Genomic DNA, 17,311 nt, shown 5'->3' with positions numbered 1-17,311 from the left:
CAGGCAGGTCAGGCGTCGTCCGACAGGGCTGGTACGACGGCCACCGGGCCGAGCGCGTGCTGGAGGACCGCGTTCGCCACCGAGCCCATCAGGAGGTGCATGGGGTTGCGCCGCGGGTGGTGCCGGCCGACCACGACCAGGGCCGCCGACCGGGAGGCCGTGACCAGGCGGCCCGCCGCGTCACCGGGGACGGCGGCCTGCTCGACGGGGACGTCCGGGTACCGGGTCCGGAAGGGCGCGAGCCGCTCCGTCTGGGACCGCAGCATCTCCCGCTCGGCCGGTACGAGCTCGCCCGCGTCCGCCAGCCCCTCGGGCGGGATCACGGCGAAGGGGCTGTCCACCAGCGTGGTCGGCGAGGGCGGGATCGCGTACGCGGAGACCACCTGGACGGCGGTCCCCCGCGCGGCGGCTTCGGTGAAGGCGAAGGCCGGCACGTCGTCGGGGGTCTCGGCGGCGTGCAGGCCGAGCACCACCCGGCCTGCCGAGGCCTCCTCGTCGGCCCCCGCGGCGCGCTCCGCATGCGGGACCACGACGACCGGGCAGGGGGCCGTCGTCGCCACGGCGCGGCTGTTCGAGCCGAGCAGCAGGCTGGCGAAGCCGCCGCGTCCCCGGGAGCCCATGACCAGCATCAGGGCCTCCGTCCCGATCACCCGCAGTGCCTCGGGGACGGAGCCCTCCAGCGACTCGTACTGGACCTCCTCGGGCAGCTCGGCGCCGCCGCCGTTCAGCAGGGCCCGTATCCGCTCGCTCACGACGTCCGTGTACTCCTCGGGCTCCGAGGCGGAGTGAAGTGCGGAGCGCCGCCCCGCATACAACTGGGCGTGGTCGGGCAGGACATGTGCGATCACCAGCCCCGTCCCGTGCCGGAGGGCGGCGGCCCGTGCCCACTCCAGGGCCTTGAGACTGTGTTCGGATCCGTCGACGGCTGCGATCACCGGTGCGTTGGTCATCAGTCCAGACTGCTGGCAGCGCGGGCGGTCCGCATCCGGGCGCCGGCCGGGGTGCGGGGGCGGCGGGGTGCGGCGGGCGCGAAGGGGCGGTGTCAGCGCGTAGCCTTTTGGGTGTGGGTCGCGTCTCGCGGCCGTTTTTGCAGGTCGCAGGCCGAATTTTGGAGGATGTTGTGCGTTTGCAGGTAGTCGATCACCCCTTGGTCGCGCACAAGCTCACGACCCTGCGCGACAAGCGCACCGACTCCGCGACCTTCCGTCGGCTCGCCGACGAGCTGGTGACCCTGCTCGCGTACGAGGCCACGCGCGACGTGCGGACCGAGCAGGCCGACATCGAGACCCCGGTGGGCCCGACCACCGGCGTGAAGCTCTCCCACCCGCGTCCGCTGGTCGTGCCGATCCTGCGCGCCGGCCTCGGCATGCTCGACGGCATGGTGCGGCTGCTGCCGACGGCCGAGGTGGGCTTCCTGGGCATGGTCCGCAACGAGGAGACCCTGGAGGCCTCCACGTACGCGACGCGCATGCCGGAGGACCTCTCGGGCCGGCAGGTCTACGTGGTCGACCCGATGCTCGCCACCGGCGGCACGCTGGTCGCGGCGATCCAGGAGCTGATCAAGCGCGGCGCCGACGACGTGACGGCCGTGGTGCTGCTGGCCGCGCCGGAGGGCGTGGAGATCATGGAGCGCGAGCTGGCGGGCACGCCGGTGACGGTGGTGACGGCCGCGGTGGACGAGCGGCTCAACGAGCACGGCTACATCGTGCCGGGCCTGGGCGACGCGGGCGACCGTATGTACGGCTCGGCGGAGTAGCCTCCGGCGCGGCTCAGCACTTGGCGGCTGCGGGCGCGGGGTTCGCCAGGAGGGCGAGCGCCGCGTCCGCGGCTTCCTTCGTGTTGAGCTCCTTGAAGGCGTCGCCCAGGATCAGGTCGACGTCCTGGGTCTCGCGGGCATCGGTCTGCTGGGTGATGCCGGCCAGGTGCGTGCCGAGTACGGCGAAGACGGCCTTGTCGGTCGCCGGGGAGCTCAGCAGTATCCCGGTGCCGGGGACCTTCTTGTCGAAGTCGGCGGGGGCGTTGCCCACCTTGCCGATGACGAAGCCGCGCTTCTGCAGTTCGTCGCCGACGGCCTTGGCGAGGCCGGCCCGCGGGGTCGCGTTGTAGACGTTGACGGTGATCTCGCCGGGCTGCGGGAGGACGACCGCGGGCTTGGGCGAGGCGGCGGCGGGGGCGCCCTTGGCCGCGGCGTTGGCTGACGGGGTGGGACAGTCCTTGGCGCCCGCAGCCGTATTCCGTTTGGGGCCGTTGCCCTGGAACACGTCGATGAGCTGCAGGGCCCCGAAGCCGAGCAGGCCGAGCGCGAGGACCGAGCCGAGCACGGCCAGGACGATCCGCCGACGACTCCGCTTACGGCTCATGCGCGGGTAGGCGGCTCCCGTGACGCGGTACTTTCCGCCCATGCCGGGGGGAGTGAGCATGCTCATAAGCGCAGGGTAATGCCGCCCGGGGGCGATGCCCACTGAATGATCTGCTGATAGGTCAATCGAGACCCGAAAGGCGCAATCCGCGCGAAGCGGAAGCCCGGAGGGGGTCAGTCCATTTCGAGCACGCGCGCGTGCAGCACCTGGCGCTGCTGGAGGGCCGCGCGGACGGCGCGGTGCAGCCCGTCCTCCAGGTAGAGGTCGCCCTGCCACTTGACGACGTGGGCGAAGAGGTCGCCGTAGAAGGTGGAGTCCTCGGCGAGCAGGGTTTCCAGGTCCAGCTGTCCCTTGGTCGTCACCAGCTGGTCGAGCCGGACCGGGCGCGGCGCGACGTCCGCCCACTGCCGGGTGGTTTCCCTGCCGTGGTCGGGGTACGGCCGTCCGCTTCCGATGCGCTTGAAGATCACACGGAAAGCCTACCGGGCCGGTGCCTGCGGGCGCAGCCTCGCGACGTTGGTGCAAAAGTGTCAAACAGGGCTATTTCGGGAGTGATGCATGAGCGAGAGCACCGCCGCCGACGTCTCGGCGGACCAGGCCGAGCAGGCGGACCAGGCCGAGCAGGCGGGCCCGGCCGGAGAGATCGCCGCCGGGTACGCCTTCACGGGCCCCGCGCTCGACCTGGGGGCGCTGCTCTGGGACGGCGCCTGCCTGCCGGAACGGCAGATCCGCATCCCGCTGTCGATGCTCAACCGGCACGGTCTGGTCGCGGGCGCCACCGGCACCGGCAAGACCAAGACGCTCCAGCTGATCGCCGAGCAGCTCTCGGCGAACGGGGTCCCCGTCTTCCTCGCGGACATCAAGGGGGACGTCTCGGGGATCTCCGCGCCGGGCGCGGCGGGCGAGAAGGTCGCCGAACGGGCCCGGGACGTGGGCCAGACGTGGGAGCCCACCGGATATCCCAGCGAGTTCTACTCGCTCGGCGGCATCGGCCCCGGCATCCCGGTCCGCTCCACCGTCACCGGCTTCGGGCCGGTCCTGATGTCGAAGGTGCTCCAGCTCAACCAGACGCAGGAGCAGTCGCTCGGCCTGATCTTCCACTACGCCGACTCCAAGGGCCTGGAGCTGATCGACCTCAAGGACCTGCGGGCCGTCGTCGCCTTCCTCGTCTCCGACAAGGGGAAGGCCGAGCTCAAGGGCATCGGCGGGCTGTCCACCGTGACCGCCGGGGTGATCCTTCGGGCGCTGACCGCCTTCGAGCAGCAGGGCGCGTCGGAGTTCTTCGGCGAGCCCGAGTTCGACACCAGCGAGTTCCTGCGCACGGCCGCCGACGGGCGCGGAACGGTGTCCGTACTGGAGCTCCCCGCGGTCCAGGACAAGCCGCAGATCTTCTCCACCTTCCTGATGTGGCTGCTGGCCGACCTCTACAACGACCTGCCGGAGGTCGGCGACCTGGAGAAGCCCAAGCTCGTTTTTTTCTTCGACGAGGCCCACCTGCTCTTCAACGACGCCTCGAAGGCCTTCCTCGCAGCCATCACCCAGACCGTCCGCCTCATCCGCTCCAAGGGCGTCGGCGTCTTCTTCGTGACCCAGACCCCCAAGGACGTGCCGGCCGACGTGCTCGCCCAGCTCGGCAACCGGGTGCAGCACGCGCTGCGCGCCTTCACGCCCGACGACGCGAAGGCGCTGAAGGCGACCGTGAAGACCTTCCCCAACTCCGCGTACGACCTGGAGGAACTGCTCACCGGACTCGGCACCGGCGAGGCCGTCATCACCGTGCTCAGCGAGAAGGGCGCCCCCACCCCCGTCGCCGCGACCCGGCTGCGCGCCCCGCAGTCGCTGATGGCGCCGATCGAGGCGGGAGCGCTGGAGCAGGCCGTGAAGTCCTCGCTGCTGTACGCGCGTTACGCGGAGCCGGTGGACCGTGAATCGGCGTACGAGAAGATCACGGCCGAACAGGCCGCCGCCGAGGCGGAGGCGGAGGCGGCAGCGGCGGCCGCCGAGGCGGAGAAGCAGGCCAAGGAGGCCGAGAAGGAGGCGGCGCGGGCCGCCCGCAACGCACCCAAGCCGGATCCCTCGCTGGCCGAACAGGTGGTGGGGAGCGGGCTGTTCCGCTCGCTGGCCCGGTCGATCGGGACCCAGCTCGGCCGGGAGATCTCCCGCTCGATCTTCGGGACGGCCCGGCGGCGCAGGTGAGCGTCCGGGCCGCGGTTCGAGGCGGAGTCGAGCGAACCGATTGCCGCTACCCGGGGTCGCGCTGACAGACTCTCCGCATGCGGACCGAACTCACCGACACCACGTCCAGCAAGGTCAACCGGGCCCTGCTCGAAGCCCGCCGAGCCATAGGCAGCCCCACCATGGGGCTGGTGCTGACCCTCGTCGTCGTCACCGACGAGGAGAACGCGTACGACGCCGTGCGCGCGGCCTCCGAGGCCTCCCGGGAGCACCCGTGCCGCATCATCGCGGTGATCAAGCGGGTCTCGCGCGGCCCGCTCACGCTCCGGGCCACCCGGATGGACGCCGAGCTGCGGGTCGGCACCGACGCCGGGACCGGGGAGATCGTGCTGCTGCGCCTGCACGGTGCGCTGACCGAGCACACCGCCTCCGTCGTGCTGCCGCTGCTCGTGCCGGACGCGCCCGTCGTGGCGTGGTGGCCGGCCGACGCCCCCGCCGACCTGGCCGGGGACCCGCTGGGCGCGCTCGCGCAGCGCCGGATCACCGACGCGGCGGCCGCCGCGGACCCGGTCGCCGTGCTCGACGAGCGGGCCGCCGGCTACCACCCCGGCGACACGGACCTGGCCTGGACCCGGCTGACCCAGTGGCGGGCGCTGCTCGCCGCCGCCCTCGACCAGAAGCCGCTGCCGGTGACGGGCGCGACGGTGGAGAGCGAGGCCGGCAACGTGAGCGCCGAGCTGCTGGCGCGCTGGCTGGAGGACCGGCTCGGAGTGCCCGTGGACCGGGTGGACAGCCCCGGCCCGGTGATCACCCGGGTCAGCCTGGGGACCACGGGCGGCGAGATCCGGGTGGAGCGCCCGGCGGGCGCGCTGGCGACGCTGGTCCTGCCGGGGAGCGTGGACCGCAAGGTGGCCCTGAAGATCCGCAGCAACGCCGAACTGATCTCGGAGGAGCTGCGCCGCCTCGACGCCGACGTGGTCTACGGCTCCGCGCTGCGGCGGCGGCCGCTCCAGGCGGCGCTCTCGGCGTAGTGGTTGTCGTAGGTCGCCGAGCTGTCCTTGATGTCCTGGACGGTGGCCTCGCCCGCGTTGACCCGGCCGAGGAGCCGGTAGTAGTCGAAGCGGCCCATGCCGGGGGTGAAGCCGACGAACACGCTCGCGGTGTGGCCGGGGGCGGGGGCGAAGGCGTGCTTGACGCCCGCCGGGATCGCGATGAAGTCGCCGGCGCCGAGGGTCTGGACCTCGTCGCCGACGAGTATGTCGAGCCGGCCCTCGGTGACGTGGAAGAACTCGGTGGCCTTGGTGTGGAAGTGCACCGGGGCCCCGGCGGCGCCCTCGTCGAAGGTGGCGGTGTTGCAGGTGAGCTCGGTGGTGTCGGTGAGCAGCGTGATGAGGCTGCCGGGGGCGTCCTGGATGGCTTCGGCGGTGGCGGCGCGGACCGGGATCTCTGTCATGTCCCCCAATCTACGGGCCGGATAGACCGGAATCAGGGGTCAATCGAGGGCGTGTCGCGCCGGTCAATTCTGGCGCGCGGGCAGGCTCGTGGCCGCGCGCCGGGCCGGTCCGCCGGGCCGGGACCGGACAGCGCCCCCGTGTTCAGGACTGGCCGGAGGCCTTGGCGGCCTTGGCGGCGGCCTTCATCTCCTGTTTGTGCGCCCGCACCTTCGCCAGCGACTCCGGGCCCGTGATGTCCGCGGCCGAGCGGTAGACGTTCGCCTGGCCGTACCCGCCCGCTGCCTCCCGCCAGCCCTTCGGCCGCACCCCGAGCCGCTTGCCCAGCAGGGCGAGGAAGATCTGCGCCTTCTGCTCCCCGAAGCCGGGCAGCGCCTGGAGCCGCTTCAGCAGTTCCCCGCCGGTTCCCGCGTCGGCCCAGACGGCCGCGGCGTCCCCCTCGTAGTGCTCGACGAGGTACGCGCAGAGCTGCTGGATCCGCTTCGCCATCGACCCCGGGTAGCGGTGCACGGCCGGCTTCTCGGAGAGCAGCGCGGCGAAGGCCTCGGGGTCGTACGCGGCGATCGCGTGCGCGTCCAGATCGTCGGCGCCGAGCCGCTGGGCGATCGTCCACGGCCCCGAGAACGCCCACTCCATCGGCACCTGCTGGTCCAGCAGCATCCCGACCAGCGCGGCGAGCGGGCTGCGGCCGAGCAGCGCGTCGGCCTCGGGCTGCTGGGCCAGCCGGATGGTGATGTCGTTGTCCATGGCTCCAGGGTCGCGCGCGCGGGCGCTTCCCGCGCGGTTGTCAGACCCCGCGCCTAGCGTGGTGCGTGCAGTCAAACAGTCGCAGAGCCAAGGAGTCGATCGATCATGGTTGAGTTCACCGAAGGCGCACCGTGCTGGGTGGACGCGATGTTCGCCGATGTGGAGGGCGCCAAGTCCTTCTACGGCGATGTACTGGGCTGGACCTTCGGCGAGGCCAGCAGCGAGTACGGCAATTACACGCAGGCCTACTCCGACGGCAAGGCCGTGGCCGCCGTCGTCCCGCCGATGCCGGGGGCCGATGCCCCCTCGCAGTGGTGTCTGTACTTCGCCTCGCCCGACGCGGCGGCCACCGCCGAGAAGATCACGTCGGCGGGCGGCGAGGTGCTGATGGGCCCGATGCAGGTCGGCACCTTCGGCACGATGGTGATCGCGAAGGAGCCGAGCGGAGCCGTCTTCGGCGTGTGGCAGCCGGGCGACCACAAGGGCTTCGAGAAGGTGGCCGAGAACGGCGCGTTCGCCTGGGCGGAGGTCTTCACCCGGGAGGCGGGCAAGACGGACGCGTTCCTGCCGAAGGTGTTCCCGTACGGCGTCCAGCAGATGGATCCGGGCGAGGAGGGCATGGACTACAAGGTCTTCAGCGTCGGCGGCCCCGAGAACCCGGCGCTGGGCCGGATGCCGATGGGCGACGAGTTCCCGCCCGAGGTCCCCTCCTACATCCAGGTCTACTTCGCCGTCCCGAACTGCGACGAGGCGGTCGCGAAGGCCCAGGCGCTCGGCGGGAAGCTGCACTTCGGCCCGATGGACAGCCCCTTCGGGCGGTTCGCCGCCGTGGCCGACCCGCAGGGGGCGTCCTTCGCGGTGATCGACGTGGGGACGACGGTCGGCGAGATGCCGAAGTTCGAGTGACCGCATGCCCGTGCCCCTGCCGGGGATACACGCCAGGGGCACGGGGGTGTGGGGGGACGGGGGTCTGCGGGGGCGTCAGCGGTAGACGTGGTGCACGACGGTCGGCCCGTAGACGAACCAGCCCGGGTCGGCGGGCTGGACCAGGAGCGGGGCGGGCCAGAGCGGGGCGGGGGCGAGCAGGACGTACCCGAACGGGGGCAGCGGGTACGAGCTGCTCTGCGGAGCGGCGGCCTGGGCGGGGGCGCAGGCGAGGAGGGCGGTGCTGAAGGCGAGTGCCGCGGCGGCGGCGATGTTCTTGATCACGGGTGGAGGAATATCGGCCGGGGGGTCGTGCCGAACAGGTTTCTGAGCCCGTATTCACCCGTATGCCGGAGTTGTTTCACCGCAGAAACGAACCCTCAGCCGAGGCCGAGGCCGAGGTCGAGGCCGCGGATCAGCGACATCAGCAGCTCGTGGGTCTCGGCATCGGCGGCCGCCACGAGTCCGCGGCCCGCCCGCCCCAGCGGGGCGCCGTCGATCCCGGTGACCACGCAGCCGGCGGCCCGGCACAGCGCGATGCCCGCGGCGAAGTGCACGCTCCCGGACAGGTCCCCGCCGTCGGTGACGTACGCGGCGCGCTTGCCCGCGGCGACCCACGCCAGCGCCAGCGTCGTGGAGACGACCCGCGGCCGGAACCGCTCGACGAACACGGGGTGGGCGAGCAGGTCCACGGCCCGGAAGCCGGGGGCGCCGGGGAACGGCGGATCCAGGTTGACGTCCACCAGCCGGGTGGCGGAGGTGGGCGCCAGCCGGGCATCGGCGGCCCCTTCGCGGCGCACCCGGGCGGTTTCCCCGTCGGTGAAGAAGACCTCGCCGCCGAACGGGTCGGCGACGGCTGCCGCCCCCTCGCGCAGCGCCACGTTGACGGCCACCAGCATGTTGCCGACGGCGTAGTTGAGCGTGCCGCACAGGGGGTCCACGAGCCACTGCCGAGCCGCCCCGGCGGAACCCCGCTGCCCGCCCTCCTCGCCGAGCACCGCGTCATCGGGGCGGGCGGCACGGATGACGCCGAGGATCGTCCGCTCGGCCTCGACATCGGCGGTGGTGGCGAAGTCCCCGGCGCCCTTGTCGATGCGGTCGAGGCGGTGGCCGTACATGCCGCGCACCACGTCCGCGCCGGCCCGCGCGGCGGCTATCGCGACTTCGGAGTCGTCAAGATCCGCGTATGAGTTGATCACGCCGCACCCTACTTCGGACGACGGACCGGCAACAGACCGGCAATGGTCAAGCAGCGTCGGCCGGTTGGGCAGGCCCGCAGTCCCCGCACGTGCCGCGGGTCGGGCTGCGGAAGGCGCGGTCGCACGTCTCGCAGGTCTGGAACGGATCCGGCGGTACGTGGGCCTGCCCGCGGTAGGCCGGCCCGAGCAGCGGGGGGAGTTGGACCGCGAGCCGGTGGGCGATCAGCCCGGCCGGATTACGGGGGCGCGGGGGAATGTTCGACGTCAGCGCGGTGATCACCGCGTCCGAGGACGCGCCGCGCTCCAGCCAGGCCTCGACGCCGGGGGCGAGGCGCTGGATGTCCCGCTCGCCGAGCAGCAGCCGGTGGTCGGTGCGGCGCAGCCGCCCGAGCAGGTCGGTCGCGGCGCGGTGGCGGGCGGGGGAGACGTCGGTGGGCGTCGGTACCGGGACCGGTGCGGGGGCCGAGGGTGCGGCTTCGGCCCGGGGCTCGGGCTCGGGTTCGGGCTCGGGTTCGGGTTCGGGTTCGGGTTCGGGCTCGGGTTCGGGTTCCAGTACGGGGGCCGCGGGCGGGGGCTCCGTACGGGGGCGGGGGCGCGGCGCGGGCGGCGTGGGCGTCGGCCGGGGCCCGGGCTCGGGCACGGCCCCCGGGCGGTTGTAGGACACCGTTCGGGTGATGATGCGCCCGCCGGGCAGATGTTCCTGCGTTCGGCTGAGGTAGCCGGCGTACTCCAGCTCGCGCAGGGCGGAGGCGATCCGGATCTCACCCTCGGTGAAGCGCCTGGCCAGGTCCTTGATGCCGACCCGTGTCCCGCCGGGCACCGACTGGATGTACAGGGCGAGCCCGATCGCGGTGAGCGACAACTCACGGTGCTGGGCGAGGTGGTTGCCGACGACGGTGAAGTGCGACGTGTGCTTGACGTGGGCGTGGCGTACACCGGACGGGAAGACCGGGCGCGCGTTAAAGTGCTCAGAAGCCATGGGAAGCCTGTTACTTCCTCGTTGGTCAGGCCCTCGTTCGGGATTGCCGTCCCGGCGGGGGCCGTCTCATGTCTGGGGTTGGTCGGGCTGAGCATATGCCAGGCAACCGGCGCCAAATCCAGCCGAGTTGGCACATGTCACCCGTGTGAGTGACCGGCCGATTCCGGGAGGCTGGAGGGGTATGGCTGGGTTCTTTCTCTCGGTATTGCGGAGCAAAAGAGAAATCGCGGATCGCCGCATCGTGGCGGCCCACGGTCCGGTGGACCGCTCCGCTCGAACGTGAGACCCAGGTCACATTTTGATGTGTCACAGCCTGACGAGCCGCGGTGTCTTAAGGGTCGTAGCCACCGAGAACGGCATTGGAGAAGACCATGGGTCCCCGACTGAACATCTTCGGCAACGCGACCGCGGGCAAGCTGATGAAGCACTTCATCGCGGCGGGCACGGCGATCAAGGGCTCCACGCTGCCGGCCGCGACGCAGGAGCTGGTGGCGCTGCGCGCGAGCCAGATCAACGGGTGCGGTATGTGCATCGACATGCACACCAAGGACGCGACCGCCGCCGGTGAGACCGCGGTACGCCTCCACCTGGTCGCGGCCTGGCGGGAGGCAACGGTGTTCACCGAGGCCGAGCGCGCCGCGCTGGAGCTGACGGAGCAGGGCACCCGCATCGCGGACGGCGCCGGAGGCGTCCCGGACGAGGTGTGGGAGAAGGCGGCCAAGCACTACGACGAGGACCAGCTGGTCGCCCTGGTCGTCCTGATCTCCATGATGAACACCTTCAACCGCATGAACGTCATGCTTCAGATGCCCGCCGGCGACTACCAGCCGGGCCAGTTCCACTAGCGGCGAGCGTTCACGCGGAGATTCGCCGTCACCAGATGAGGACCCCTCCCCCGGTGGCTTCCAGGGCCCGCCGGGGGCCGCCGGCGGGCTCCCAGCCTGAGAGCCGATGGTGATCCCCACACGGTCGTACGCCAGCGCTCCCCATCAGCGAGGTTCGCCCGTCGGGCGGGTCTTCCAGCAGGTCCCAGCTTCCGTCGGCGTTCCTTGGGTGCACGCTAAATCCAGCCGAGAGCCTGGCTGACGGCGAAGGGGACCGGGACCAGCGCAGCCATGCCGAGCCATCTGTGAGGTCGATCGCCCTCTTGTCGTGGCATGAGGACGTCCACCACCAGAACCATCCCCAGGACGAGCACGCCGCTGAGCACGGCAACGTACGTCATGACGGTTGCGGTTTCGGACGCTTCCTTGTCGCAGCCGATGCCACCGCCGCAGTCCACCAGGGGGTACTCCGTCATGAGCCACCGGATGCACAAGCCCGGGATGATCGCGACCACACCGATCAGGAGATTCGCCAGCCCCGGCGCCCACCAGCGACTGCCGGGCCGCCCCGGGCCGTTGGGAAGACCGGGACTCAGGGCTGTCCCCCGCGGGAGCGGTGCAGGTCGCGGAGGAGGGCGATCTCCGAACCGTGGTGGAGGAGTTCCTGGTTGACCCACCAGGCGATCTCGATGAACGGCTCCTCCGCGTCGCTGCCGTGCGGGTAGGTGCAGTACCCGACGGTGTCCAGCGCGGCCTCGTCGACGCTCAGCAGCGCTTTCCGCCAGGCGGTGGCGGCGGTGTCGAAGCCGGGCACCGCGCCCGCGACGTCACCCTCGACGCGGTAGTCGTTCCGGGTCCTGGAGCGGGTGCCGGCCGTGTGGTCGGCGCGCAGGGTCAGCATCTCGGTGAGGTGGCTGAGGCGCCACGCGATCGTGGTGAACGGCGGCGGCCAGGGGTGCGGGTACGTCGCGGCGTCGCGCCCCCAGTCGCCGGCGCCGGCGAGGAGGGTGGCCCGCGGGCCGGGCCCGTCCGCCCGGCGGCGTACGGACCAGCAGTCCGCGACCGGCTCCCAGAGGTACTCCTCGTCCGTCATGGGGCCGACCTTGGTGTCCGAGCCGTCGCCGCTGTCCATGACGGGCCCGCTCATACGGTCGGCGAGGCGCGTGCGGGCGAAGTCGAACTGGTCGAGGAGCGGGGCCAGGCGGGGTGGGATCACGGGGATGGTTCCTGTCAGACGTCGAAGGGCTGGAAGTGCACGAGGGCGGTGTTGCCGTCGCCCTCGTACTGCACGGTGATGTCGATCGCCTCCGCGCCGCCGACGGCGGGCGGTTTCAACTCGACGTGGGCGCAGGCGTCGAGGGTTTCGGGGTAGCAGTGGTCCGAGGTGAGGGTCGTGCCCGGGTAGGCCGTGGCCAGCCAGGTGTCGAGGTCGGTCCGGGTGATGCGGAATTCGACGTCGTAGGTCGTGTCGAGCCAGGTCATCACCTCGCACCTCGCGTCGTGCGCGCCGGCCGGCAGCCCGGGCTGGTCCGCGTAGTGCATGGCCTGCGTGCAGGAGGCGGGCTTGCGGGTGTCGAGGGGGTCGTCGTCCGTCAGGTCGTCGACGACCTTCCAGGCGAGCCACGTCATGCCCGCCAGAGGTATGGCCAGCACGGAGGCGAGTACCCAGGCCGGTTTCATGCCCGCGAGGTTAACCGCTGATCAGTTCGGCCCATACGGATTTTCGGGGGGCGGGCCCGGGGCAGGTGCCCCACTCTTCGGCGAGGGCCTCGACGATCAGCAGCCCGTGGCGCGGCTCGCCGGGGAAGCGGTGGCCCCGGGAGTCGGACACCTCGATCCGGATGCGGTGGGCGTTGGTGACGCTGAGAAGCTGCCGGGCCGCGCTGTCCAAGGGTTGTCCAACCCGGTCGGGACTGTCTGACGTGCGTCGGCGGGTACGGAGGGCGCATGAGCCTGGAAGAGCACAGCTGGTCGGTGGACCCGGAGGACGAACAGGGCGCGGCCGTGGTCGCCGCGCTCGGCCGCCAGATGCGGGCGCGGCGGGAGGCGCTGGGGGTGAAGGTCGCGGAGCTCGCGGCGCGGATCGGGTACGGGGAGGACCTGATCTACAAGGTGGAGGCGGGGAAGCGGATCGCGAAGCCGGAGTATTTGGACGGCGTGGACCGTGCGTTGCAGGCCGGGGGCCTGATCAGGGCGATGCGGGAGGACCTGACGCGGGTCCGCTACCCGAAGAAGTCCGGGACCTGGCGAAGCTGGAGGCCAGTGCCATCGAGATGTACGCATACCGCACGCACAACATTCATGGGCTGCTCCAGACGGAGGGCCACGCGCGTGCTCTGTTCGAGATGCAGCAGCCCGCGTACACGGAGGAAGAGGTGGAGCGGGGTGTTGCGGGCCGGATGGCACGGCACTCCGTCTTCGGCCTGGATTCCGCCCCGACGATCAGCATCGTTCAGGAAGAGGGGACGCTCCGTCGGCGGATCGGGGACACAATGGTGTGGCGTCAGCAGCTCGAACGGATCCTGGATCTCATGAGGTTGAGGCACTTGGTAGTCCAGGTGATGCCGCTGAAGTGTGAGTCCCATGCCGGAATGACTGGCGGTATCGAGTTGCTGAAGTTCGCGGACGGTACGGCGGCAGGGCGCTCCGAAGGTGCGTTCAACGGGCGCCCCGTTTCCGACCCCAAGCAGCTCCAGATACTGGAGTTGCGGTATGGGATGATCCGGTCCCAGGCCCTGACGCCACGGGAATCTCGGGTCTTCATTGAGAGCTTGCTGGGAGAGACATGATCCGTGCGTCTGAGCTGGACTGGTTCAAGAGCAGCTACAGCGACAGCAGTGACATCAACGACTGCGTCGAGGTGGCGACCACTCCCGGCGTGGTCCACGTCCGGGACTCCAAGAACATCCCCGGCCCGCAGCTCGCGGTCAGCGGCACCGCTTGGGTCGGCTTCGTCGCGTACGCCTCTGACCAGGGATAACGGGAGTTACCAGCCGACCGGGTGGTTCCGGTTGGCGGATGCGACGGGTTGAACGCGAGCCAAGGTGAGGGGTCTTACGGTCGATCTCGTGTGGTTCCCGCCGGTTCCGCACGAAGTCACTACGTAAGAGGTCGAACCACTCATGAGCCTGAGCATCCGCAACCAGATCGCCGGCACCGTCACCGCCATCACCGCAGGTGAGGCCATGGCGACGGTCAAGGTCCGGCTGGACGGCGGTCAGGACATCACCGCCGCCATCACCGCCGACGCCGTCAAGGACCTCGGCCTGGCCGAGGGGGACGCCGTCAAGGCGCTCGTCAAGGCCACCGAAGTCGCCCTCGCCACCGGGCCGGTGGACGGGATCTCCATTCGGAACCAGATCGCCGGGACCGTCGCCGACGTGGCCGTCGGGCCCGCCATGGCCTCCGTCAAGGTGGACGTGGACGGGGGCGGGCTGACCGCCGCCATCACCGCCGATGCCGTCGAGGCGCTGGGCCTGGCCGCCGGGTCCTCCGTCGTCGCGCTGATCAAGGCGACCGAGGTCTCGCTCTCCAACGCCTGACGTCGCCGGGAGCTCCGAAAAGAATTTTCGGCGGGCCTGTCACACGCGCGTCCCGCGGCGGGTCAGTGGAGTGAAGCAGGCGGGAAACCTGACCGGGGCGAGGATCGCACCGGCGCCCGTCTCCAGGGGAGCTCAGATGTCCACCATTGCAATCGTCTTCGCTCTGGTCGGCGCGTTGATGGTCGGATTCTCGGCGTACTCGGTCTTCACCAAGGCCGAGTTCGTGGTCGGGCCGCTGGCCGAGTACGGGGTTCCGGAGTCGATCTGGACGTTCCTGGGTGTCGCGAAGGCGGCCGGTGCGGTGGGTCTGGTGGTCGGCGTTTTCGTCCCGCTGATCGGCGTTGCCGCGGCGATCGGCATCGCCCTCTACTTCGCGGGGGCCGTGATCACGACGTTCCGGGCGAAGGCGTACGCGCACGCCGTCTTCCCGATCATGTACGCGGCCCCCGCGGTCGTTGCCCTGTCGCTCGGGTTCAGCGGCTGAGCGCCGCCGGCTGGTCCACGGCCGGTTCGTCCGCCGCGCGGAAGGGTGCGAAACCTCGGTTGCTCTTGCAGCCGAGGTTTTCGTACGTGTTGACCTTGGTCACCGGGTCGGTGGCGACCAGGCGGATCTTGCAGGCCTCCTTGATGAACCGGCCCTCGACCCCGCCGGGGAAGTCGATCTCCTTGTTCCACAGGTACGGCGACTCGTACTTGTTGGCCCAGGCGGTGGAGTTCACGTCGATGCCGCCCGGGGCCTCGATCTCGTAGACCCAGCCCGTCTTGGCGCTGCCGTACGTCGCGAACTTCTCGGCCACCCACTTCTCGCAGCTCGTGCTGAGGTGCGCGCTGGTCTGGCCGCCGCCCTTGACGATGTACTCGGCGAGCGGGGTCAACTGGTCGCCGCGCGGGGTGAACCCGGTCTGGAAGAGCTCCTCGACGTTCTCCCGGGTGTCGCCGCGCCACAGGGTGTTGTCGTCCGCGCGCCAGTGCCAGTTCTCGGACTTCGCGGCGGCCTCGACGGCGTAGGCGATGAACGGGTTGGTGGTGGTGCTGAACCAGTCCCACGCGTCGAACTCGGTGACCGGCCCGCAGGGACCGGTGTCGGGCGCCGGGGCGGGCCGCGACGGCGCGGCCGCGGCGGGGCCGATGGCGGCGGCGGAGGCGAGCGAGGCGGCGGCGAGGACCTGCAGAGCGGCCTTCAGCATGGTGAGAGCCCATCAGTTGATCAACATGACGGGCCCTTTTATAGCGAGATGTCGCAGTACGGATCGAGTCCGGCGGCGGGTGATCACCCGGACGAGTGGCCGCCTGGTGGTTAGCGGCGGAGCAGGACGATCACCGAGCCCCACATCGTCAGCAGGACGTTGCCCAGCGCGTACGGGACCGTCGTGCCCAGGGCGGGGATCTGGCTGCGGGCGCGTTCCGAGAGGGCGCCGAGGGCGGCGGTGGTGGTCTGGGCGCCGGCGAGCGCGCCGAGCAGGATCGGCAGCGGCAGGCGCTGCACGAAGTGCCCGTACAGGAAGCCGGCCAGCAGTGGGACGGTGGTGACCAGCGCGCCCCAGACCAGCAGCGGCCAGCCGGCCTCGCGCAGGCCGGGGACGAAGCTGGGGCCCGCGTTGAGCCCGACGATCGCGACGAAGACGCACAGGCCGAGGGTGCCCATGAGCCACTGCGCGGCGGAGGGGAGGTTCCCGTACGTGGGGTACTTGCTGCGGATCCAGCCGAAGACCAGGCCCATCAGGAGGGCTCCGGTGGAGGTGGACAGCGAGAGCGGGGCGCCCGCCGCGTGCAGGGCGGGGATGCCGAGCAGGCCGCCGAGGAAGAGGCCCAGCGCGATCCACACCATGTCGGTGGCGAAGCTCGTCGGCACCGGCTTGCCGAGCTGCTCGGCCGCCGCTTCGACCCGGTGGTGGGGCCCGGTCAGGACGAGGGTGTCGCCGCGCTCGACGGTGTTGTCGAGGCGGACCCGCAGGTCGGCGCCGCCCCGCCAGTGGCCCTCGATGAACACCCCCGGCATGAACTCCTCGTGGCGCAGGGTGCGGATGGTGCGCCCGGTGTCCTCGCCGCGCCGCCCCGTGACGACCACGTGGAGGGACTCCGTGCGGTAGCCGAGCAGTTCGACGTCGTCGGTCTCCATGCCGATGTGGCTGCGCGCGTCGTACGCGACGAGGTCCCCGCGGACCGCGCTGACGGCCAGGGTGTCGCCGAGCTCGATGCGGGTGGCGGGGTCGTGCTCCAGGATCCGGCCCCCGCGGCGCACCCGGGTGATGTAGAGGCGGCGCCCGGCGGCCTTCTGCTCGGCCTCGAACTGGCCGATCGTGCGGCCCGCGAAGCGCTCCACGTCCACGTCGTAGGCGCGCAGCACGTGCTGGTAGTAGCCCTCCCCGGCGTCGGGGTCGTCCTCGGCGGCCTCCAGGTCGGCGGCGAGCACCGCGCTGTCGGCGGCGAGGTCCCGGCGGACCAGGCGCGGCAGCACCGACGCGAGGAGCAGCGCGGGCAGGACCGTACCGAGGGGATAGGTGACGGCGTAGGCGACGGCCACCAGGTGGGACTCGTCCTTGGCCTGGTCGGGGGTGAGTCCGGGCAGCTGGGAGATGGCGTCGGAGGCGACGCCGATGACGGCCGACTGGGTGAGCCCGCCGCCGAGCAGGCCGGCCGAGAGCCCGGGTCCGTAACCGGCGAGGGTGGCGAAGACCCAGGCGGTGGCGAGCCCGCTGACGCAGACGATCACGGCGAGGAGGACCTGCGGGAGGCCGTCCTTGCGCAGGGCGCGGAAGAACTGCGGGCCGACGTCGTAGCCGAGGGCGAAGAGGAACATCAGGAAGAAGACGGCCTTGATCGGGCCGTCGATCTCCACCTTGACCTGGGAGCCGATGGCGAGCCCGGCGACGAGGCAGCCGGTGACGGCGCCGAGGGTGAAGGAGCGGTAGCGCAGCCGCCCGAGCAGGAAGCCGGCGGCGATCGTCAGGAAGACCAGCAGCTCGGGATAGGGGCGGAAGATGTTGTCCCTGAGCCAGTCCACGTCCAGTCAGCCTTCCGCCGCCTCCCGTCGCCGCTTGGGGAAACGCTAGGCGCGGCGGGGTCGGGCCGCACGTCGGGAGCCGGCATTGGCGACCATGGGGGCACAC

The 17,311-nt window shown here is 71.3% G+C and carries 22 protein-coding genes and 1 pseudogene; 9 read left to right on the top strand and 14 right to left on the bottom strand.

Annotated features, from left to right (window positions below):
• Positions 1 to 8: 8 nt before the first annotated feature.
• On the bottom strand, positions 9 to 950 hold the full coding sequence (locus AB0O21_RS19550; RefSeq protein WP_365172382.1) for a universal stress protein: 942 nt from the start codon (positions 948 to 950) through the stop codon (positions 9 to 11).
• 170 nt (positions 951 to 1,120) lie between these two features.
• Here AB0O21_RS19550 and upp point away from each other — a divergent pair, with 170 nt between their 5' ends.
• Entirely contained in the window at positions 1,121 to 1,756 is a 636-nt protein-coding gene (gene upp, locus AB0O21_RS19545; RefSeq protein ID WP_329381989.1) for a uracil phosphoribosyltransferase, read from the top strand.
• A gap of 13 nt (positions 1,757 to 1,769) precedes the next feature.
• Here the strand turns inward: upp and AB0O21_RS19540 are convergent, their stop codons facing one another.
• On the bottom strand, positions 1,770 to 2,426 hold the full coding sequence (locus AB0O21_RS19540) for a LytR C-terminal domain-containing protein (protein WP_365172381.1): 657 nt from the start codon (positions 2,424 to 2,426) through the stop codon (positions 1,770 to 1,772).
• Positions 2,427 to 2,533: 107 nt separating this feature from the next.
• Complete coding sequence (locus tag AB0O21_RS19535; protein ID WP_008740979.1) at positions 2,534 to 2,830, bottom strand: type II toxin-antitoxin system VapB family antitoxin; 297 nt, start codon at positions 2,828 to 2,830, stop codon at positions 2,534 to 2,536.
• Positions 2,831 to 2,918: 88 nt separating this feature from the next.
• On the opposite strand from AB0O21_RS19535, the gene AB0O21_RS19530 reads away from it, so the two are divergent.
• Positions 2,919 to 4,556, top strand: coding sequence for a helicase HerA-like domain-containing protein (locus AB0O21_RS19530; protein WP_365172380.1), 1,638 nt, complete (start codon positions 2,919 to 2,921; stop codon positions 4,554 to 4,556).
• Between the two features lie 77 nt (positions 4,557 to 4,633).
• Positions 4,634 to 5,566, top strand: a complete 933-nt coding sequence (gene opcA / locus AB0O21_RS19525; RefSeq protein ID WP_365172379.1) for a glucose-6-phosphate dehydrogenase assembly protein OpcA — start codon at positions 4,634 to 4,636, stop codon at positions 5,564 to 5,566.
• Here the strand turns inward: opcA and AB0O21_RS19520 are convergent.
• The gene (locus AB0O21_RS19520; protein WP_365172378.1) at positions 5,515 to 5,988 is read right to left on the bottom strand and encodes a cupin domain-containing protein; all 474 of its coding nucleotides are present in this window, start codon (positions 5,986 to 5,988) and stop codon (positions 5,515 to 5,517) included. The two genes, opcA and AB0O21_RS19520, sit on opposite strands and share 52 nt — an antisense overlap.
• A 142-nt stretch (positions 5,989 to 6,130) precedes the next feature.
• Positions 6,131 to 6,733 carry an HhH-GPD-type base excision DNA repair protein gene (locus tag AB0O21_RS19515; protein ID WP_365172377.1) on the bottom strand — a complete coding sequence of 201 codons (603 nt, stop codon included), beginning with the start codon at positions 6,731 to 6,733 and terminating at the stop codon, positions 6,131 to 6,133.
• 105 nt (positions 6,734 to 6,838) lie between these two features.
• On the opposite strand from AB0O21_RS19515, the gene AB0O21_RS19510 reads away from it, so the two are divergent.
• Positions 6,839 to 7,639: a VOC family protein gene (locus AB0O21_RS19510; protein WP_365172376.1), complete on the top strand. Its 801-nt coding sequence runs from the start codon at positions 6,839 to 6,841 to the stop codon at positions 7,637 to 7,639.
• 75 nt (positions 7,640 to 7,714) lie between these two features.
• Here the strand turns inward: AB0O21_RS19510 and AB0O21_RS19505 are convergent, their stop codons facing one another.
• The 3 genes from AB0O21_RS19505 to AB0O21_RS19495 all read right to left on the bottom strand — a co-directional run bounded on the left by AB0O21_RS19505 (position 7,715) and on the right by AB0O21_RS19495 (position 9,835).
• Entirely contained in the window at positions 7,715 to 7,942 is a 228-nt protein-coding gene (locus tag AB0O21_RS19505; protein ID WP_365172375.1) for a hypothetical protein, read from the bottom strand.
• 95 nt (positions 7,943 to 8,037) lie between these two features.
• Positions 8,038 to 8,856 carry an inositol monophosphatase family protein gene (locus tag AB0O21_RS19500; RefSeq protein WP_365172374.1) on the bottom strand — a complete coding sequence of 273 codons (819 nt, stop codon included), beginning with the start codon at positions 8,854 to 8,856 and terminating at the stop codon, positions 8,038 to 8,040.
• Positions 8,857 to 8,902: 46 nt separating this feature from the next.
• On the bottom strand, positions 8,903 to 9,835 hold the full coding sequence (locus AB0O21_RS19495) for a helix-turn-helix domain-containing protein (RefSeq protein ID WP_365172373.1): 933 nt from the start codon (positions 9,833 to 9,835) through the stop codon (positions 8,903 to 8,905).
• A gap of 371 nt (positions 9,836 to 10,206) precedes the next feature.
• Here AB0O21_RS19495 and AB0O21_RS19490 point away from each other — a divergent pair, with 371 nt between their 5' ends.
• Positions 10,207 to 10,680 (top strand): carboxymuconolactone decarboxylase family protein, encoded by a 474-nt coding sequence (locus AB0O21_RS19490; RefSeq protein WP_365172372.1) that lies wholly within the window; start codon positions 10,207 to 10,209, stop codon positions 10,678 to 10,680.
• A 215-nt stretch (positions 10,681 to 10,895) separates the two neighbouring features.
• Here the strand turns inward: AB0O21_RS19490 and AB0O21_RS19485 are convergent, their stop codons facing one another.
• The 4 genes from AB0O21_RS19485 to AB0O21_RS19470 all read right to left on the bottom strand — a co-directional run bounded on the left by AB0O21_RS19485 (position 10,896) and on the right by AB0O21_RS19470 (position 12,550).
• Positions 10,896 to 11,174, bottom strand: coding sequence for a hypothetical protein (locus AB0O21_RS19485; RefSeq protein WP_365172371.1), 279 nt, complete (start codon positions 11,172 to 11,174; stop codon positions 10,896 to 10,898).
• A gap of 77 nt (positions 11,175 to 11,251) precedes the next feature.
• On the bottom strand, positions 11,252 to 11,875 hold the full coding sequence (locus AB0O21_RS19480) for a DinB family protein (protein WP_365172370.1): 624 nt from the start codon (positions 11,873 to 11,875) through the stop codon (positions 11,252 to 11,254).
• 14 nt (positions 11,876 to 11,889) lie between these two features.
• On the bottom strand, positions 11,890 to 12,339 hold the full coding sequence (locus AB0O21_RS19475) for a hypothetical protein (RefSeq protein ID WP_365172369.1): 450 nt from the start codon (positions 12,337 to 12,339) through the stop codon (positions 11,890 to 11,892).
• A 10-nt stretch (positions 12,340 to 12,349) separates the two neighbouring features.
• Positions 12,350 to 12,550, bottom strand: coding sequence for a hypothetical protein (locus AB0O21_RS19470; protein ID WP_365172368.1), 201 nt, complete (start codon positions 12,548 to 12,550; stop codon positions 12,350 to 12,352).
• Positions 12,551 to 12,606: 56 nt separating this feature from the next.
• Between AB0O21_RS19470 and AB0O21_RS19465 the strand changes: the two are divergent.
• The 4 genes and pseudogenes from AB0O21_RS19465 to AB0O21_RS19450 all read left to right on the top strand — a co-directional run bounded on the left by AB0O21_RS19465 (position 12,607) and on the right by AB0O21_RS19450 (position 14,685).
• A pseudogene (locus AB0O21_RS19465) lies at positions 12,607 to 13,448 on the top strand (helix-turn-helix transcriptional regulator).
• Positions 13,445 to 13,639, top strand: coding sequence for a DUF397 domain-containing protein (locus tag AB0O21_RS19460; RefSeq protein WP_365172367.1), 195 nt, complete (start codon positions 13,445 to 13,447; stop codon positions 13,637 to 13,639). The pseudogene AB0O21_RS19465 and the gene AB0O21_RS19460 overlap by 4 nt, the downstream one beginning before the upstream one ends.
• Before the next feature lie 142 nt (positions 13,640 to 13,781).
• Positions 13,782 to 14,201: a TOBE domain-containing protein gene (locus tag AB0O21_RS19455; RefSeq protein WP_365172366.1), complete on the top strand. Its 420-nt coding sequence runs from the start codon at positions 13,782 to 13,784 to the stop codon at positions 14,199 to 14,201.
• 136 nt (positions 14,202 to 14,337) lie between these two features.
• Positions 14,338 to 14,685, top strand: coding sequence for a DoxX family protein (locus tag AB0O21_RS19450; RefSeq protein ID WP_365172365.1), 348 nt, complete (start codon positions 14,338 to 14,340; stop codon positions 14,683 to 14,685).
• Here the strand turns inward: AB0O21_RS19450 and AB0O21_RS19445 are convergent.
• A complete protein-coding gene (locus AB0O21_RS19445; protein ID WP_365172364.1) occupies positions 14,675 to 15,388 on the bottom strand; it encodes a hypothetical protein in 714 nt (237 codons plus the stop codon). The genes AB0O21_RS19450 and AB0O21_RS19445 overlap by 11 nt on opposite strands.
• Before the next feature lie 110 nt (positions 15,389 to 15,498).
• Positions 15,499 to 17,205, bottom strand: a complete 1,707-nt coding sequence (gene aspT / locus AB0O21_RS19440) for an aspartate-alanine antiporter (protein WP_365172363.1) — start codon at positions 17,203 to 17,205, stop codon at positions 15,499 to 15,501.
• Positions 17,206 to 17,311 lie beyond the last annotated feature (106 nt).

The organism is Streptomyces sp. NPDC091371 (assembly GCF_040684275.1).
Taxonomy (GTDB): Bacteria; Actinomycetota; Actinomycetes; order Streptomycetales; family Streptomycetaceae; genus Streptomyces.
Note: the sequence above shows the minus strand (reverse complement) of the source record. Positions and strands in the feature narration are given on the sequence as shown.

Excerpts from the sequence above, each read along its gene's own strand:
- AB0O21_RS19550 (WP_365172382.1), bottom strand. The coding sequence starts at position 950 with ATGACCAACGCACCGGTGATCGCAGCCGTCGACGGATCCGAACACAGT.
- AB0O21_RS19540 (WP_365172381.1), bottom strand. The coding sequence starts at position 2,426 with ATGAGCATGCTCACTCCCCCCGGCATGGGCGGAAAGTACCGCGTCACG.
- AB0O21_RS19530 (WP_365172380.1), top strand. The coding sequence starts at position 2,919 with ATGAGCGAGAGCACCGCCGCCGACGTCTCGGCGGACCAGGCCGAGCAG.
- opcA (WP_365172379.1), top strand. The coding sequence starts at position 4,634 with ATGCGGACCGAACTCACCGACACCACGTCCAGCAAGGTCAACCGGGCC.
- AB0O21_RS19520 (WP_365172378.1), bottom strand. The coding sequence starts at position 5,988 with ATGACAGAGATCCCGGTCCGCGCCGCCACCGCCGAAGCCATCCAGGAC.
- AB0O21_RS19515 (WP_365172377.1), bottom strand. The coding sequence starts at position 6,733 with ATGGACAACGACATCACCATCCGGCTGGCCCAGCAGCCCGAGGCCGAC.
- AB0O21_RS19510 (WP_365172376.1), top strand. The coding sequence starts at position 6,839 with ATGGTTGAGTTCACCGAAGGCGCACCGTGCTGGGTGGACGCGATGTTC.
- AB0O21_RS19495 (WP_365172373.1), bottom strand. The coding sequence starts at position 9,835 with ATGGCTTCTGAGCACTTTAACGCGCGCCCGGTCTTCCCGTCCGGTGTA.
- AB0O21_RS19490 (WP_365172372.1), top strand. The coding sequence starts at position 10,207 with ATGGGTCCCCGACTGAACATCTTCGGCAACGCGACCGCGGGCAAGCTG.
- AB0O21_RS19475 (WP_365172369.1), bottom strand. The coding sequence starts at position 12,339 with ATGAAACCGGCCTGGGTACTCGCCTCCGTGCTGGCCATACCTCTGGCG.
- AB0O21_RS19460 (WP_365172367.1), top strand. The coding sequence starts at position 13,445 with ATGATCCGTGCGTCTGAGCTGGACTGGTTCAAGAGCAGCTACAGCGAC.
- AB0O21_RS19455 (WP_365172366.1), top strand. The coding sequence starts at position 13,782 with ATGAGCCTGAGCATCCGCAACCAGATCGCCGGCACCGTCACCGCCATC.
- AB0O21_RS19450 (WP_365172365.1), top strand. The coding sequence starts at position 14,338 with ATGTCCACCATTGCAATCGTCTTCGCTCTGGTCGGCGCGTTGATGGTC.
- AB0O21_RS19445 (WP_365172364.1), bottom strand. The coding sequence starts at position 15,388 with ATGCTGAAGGCCGCTCTGCAGGTCCTCGCCGCCGCCTCGCTCGCCTCC.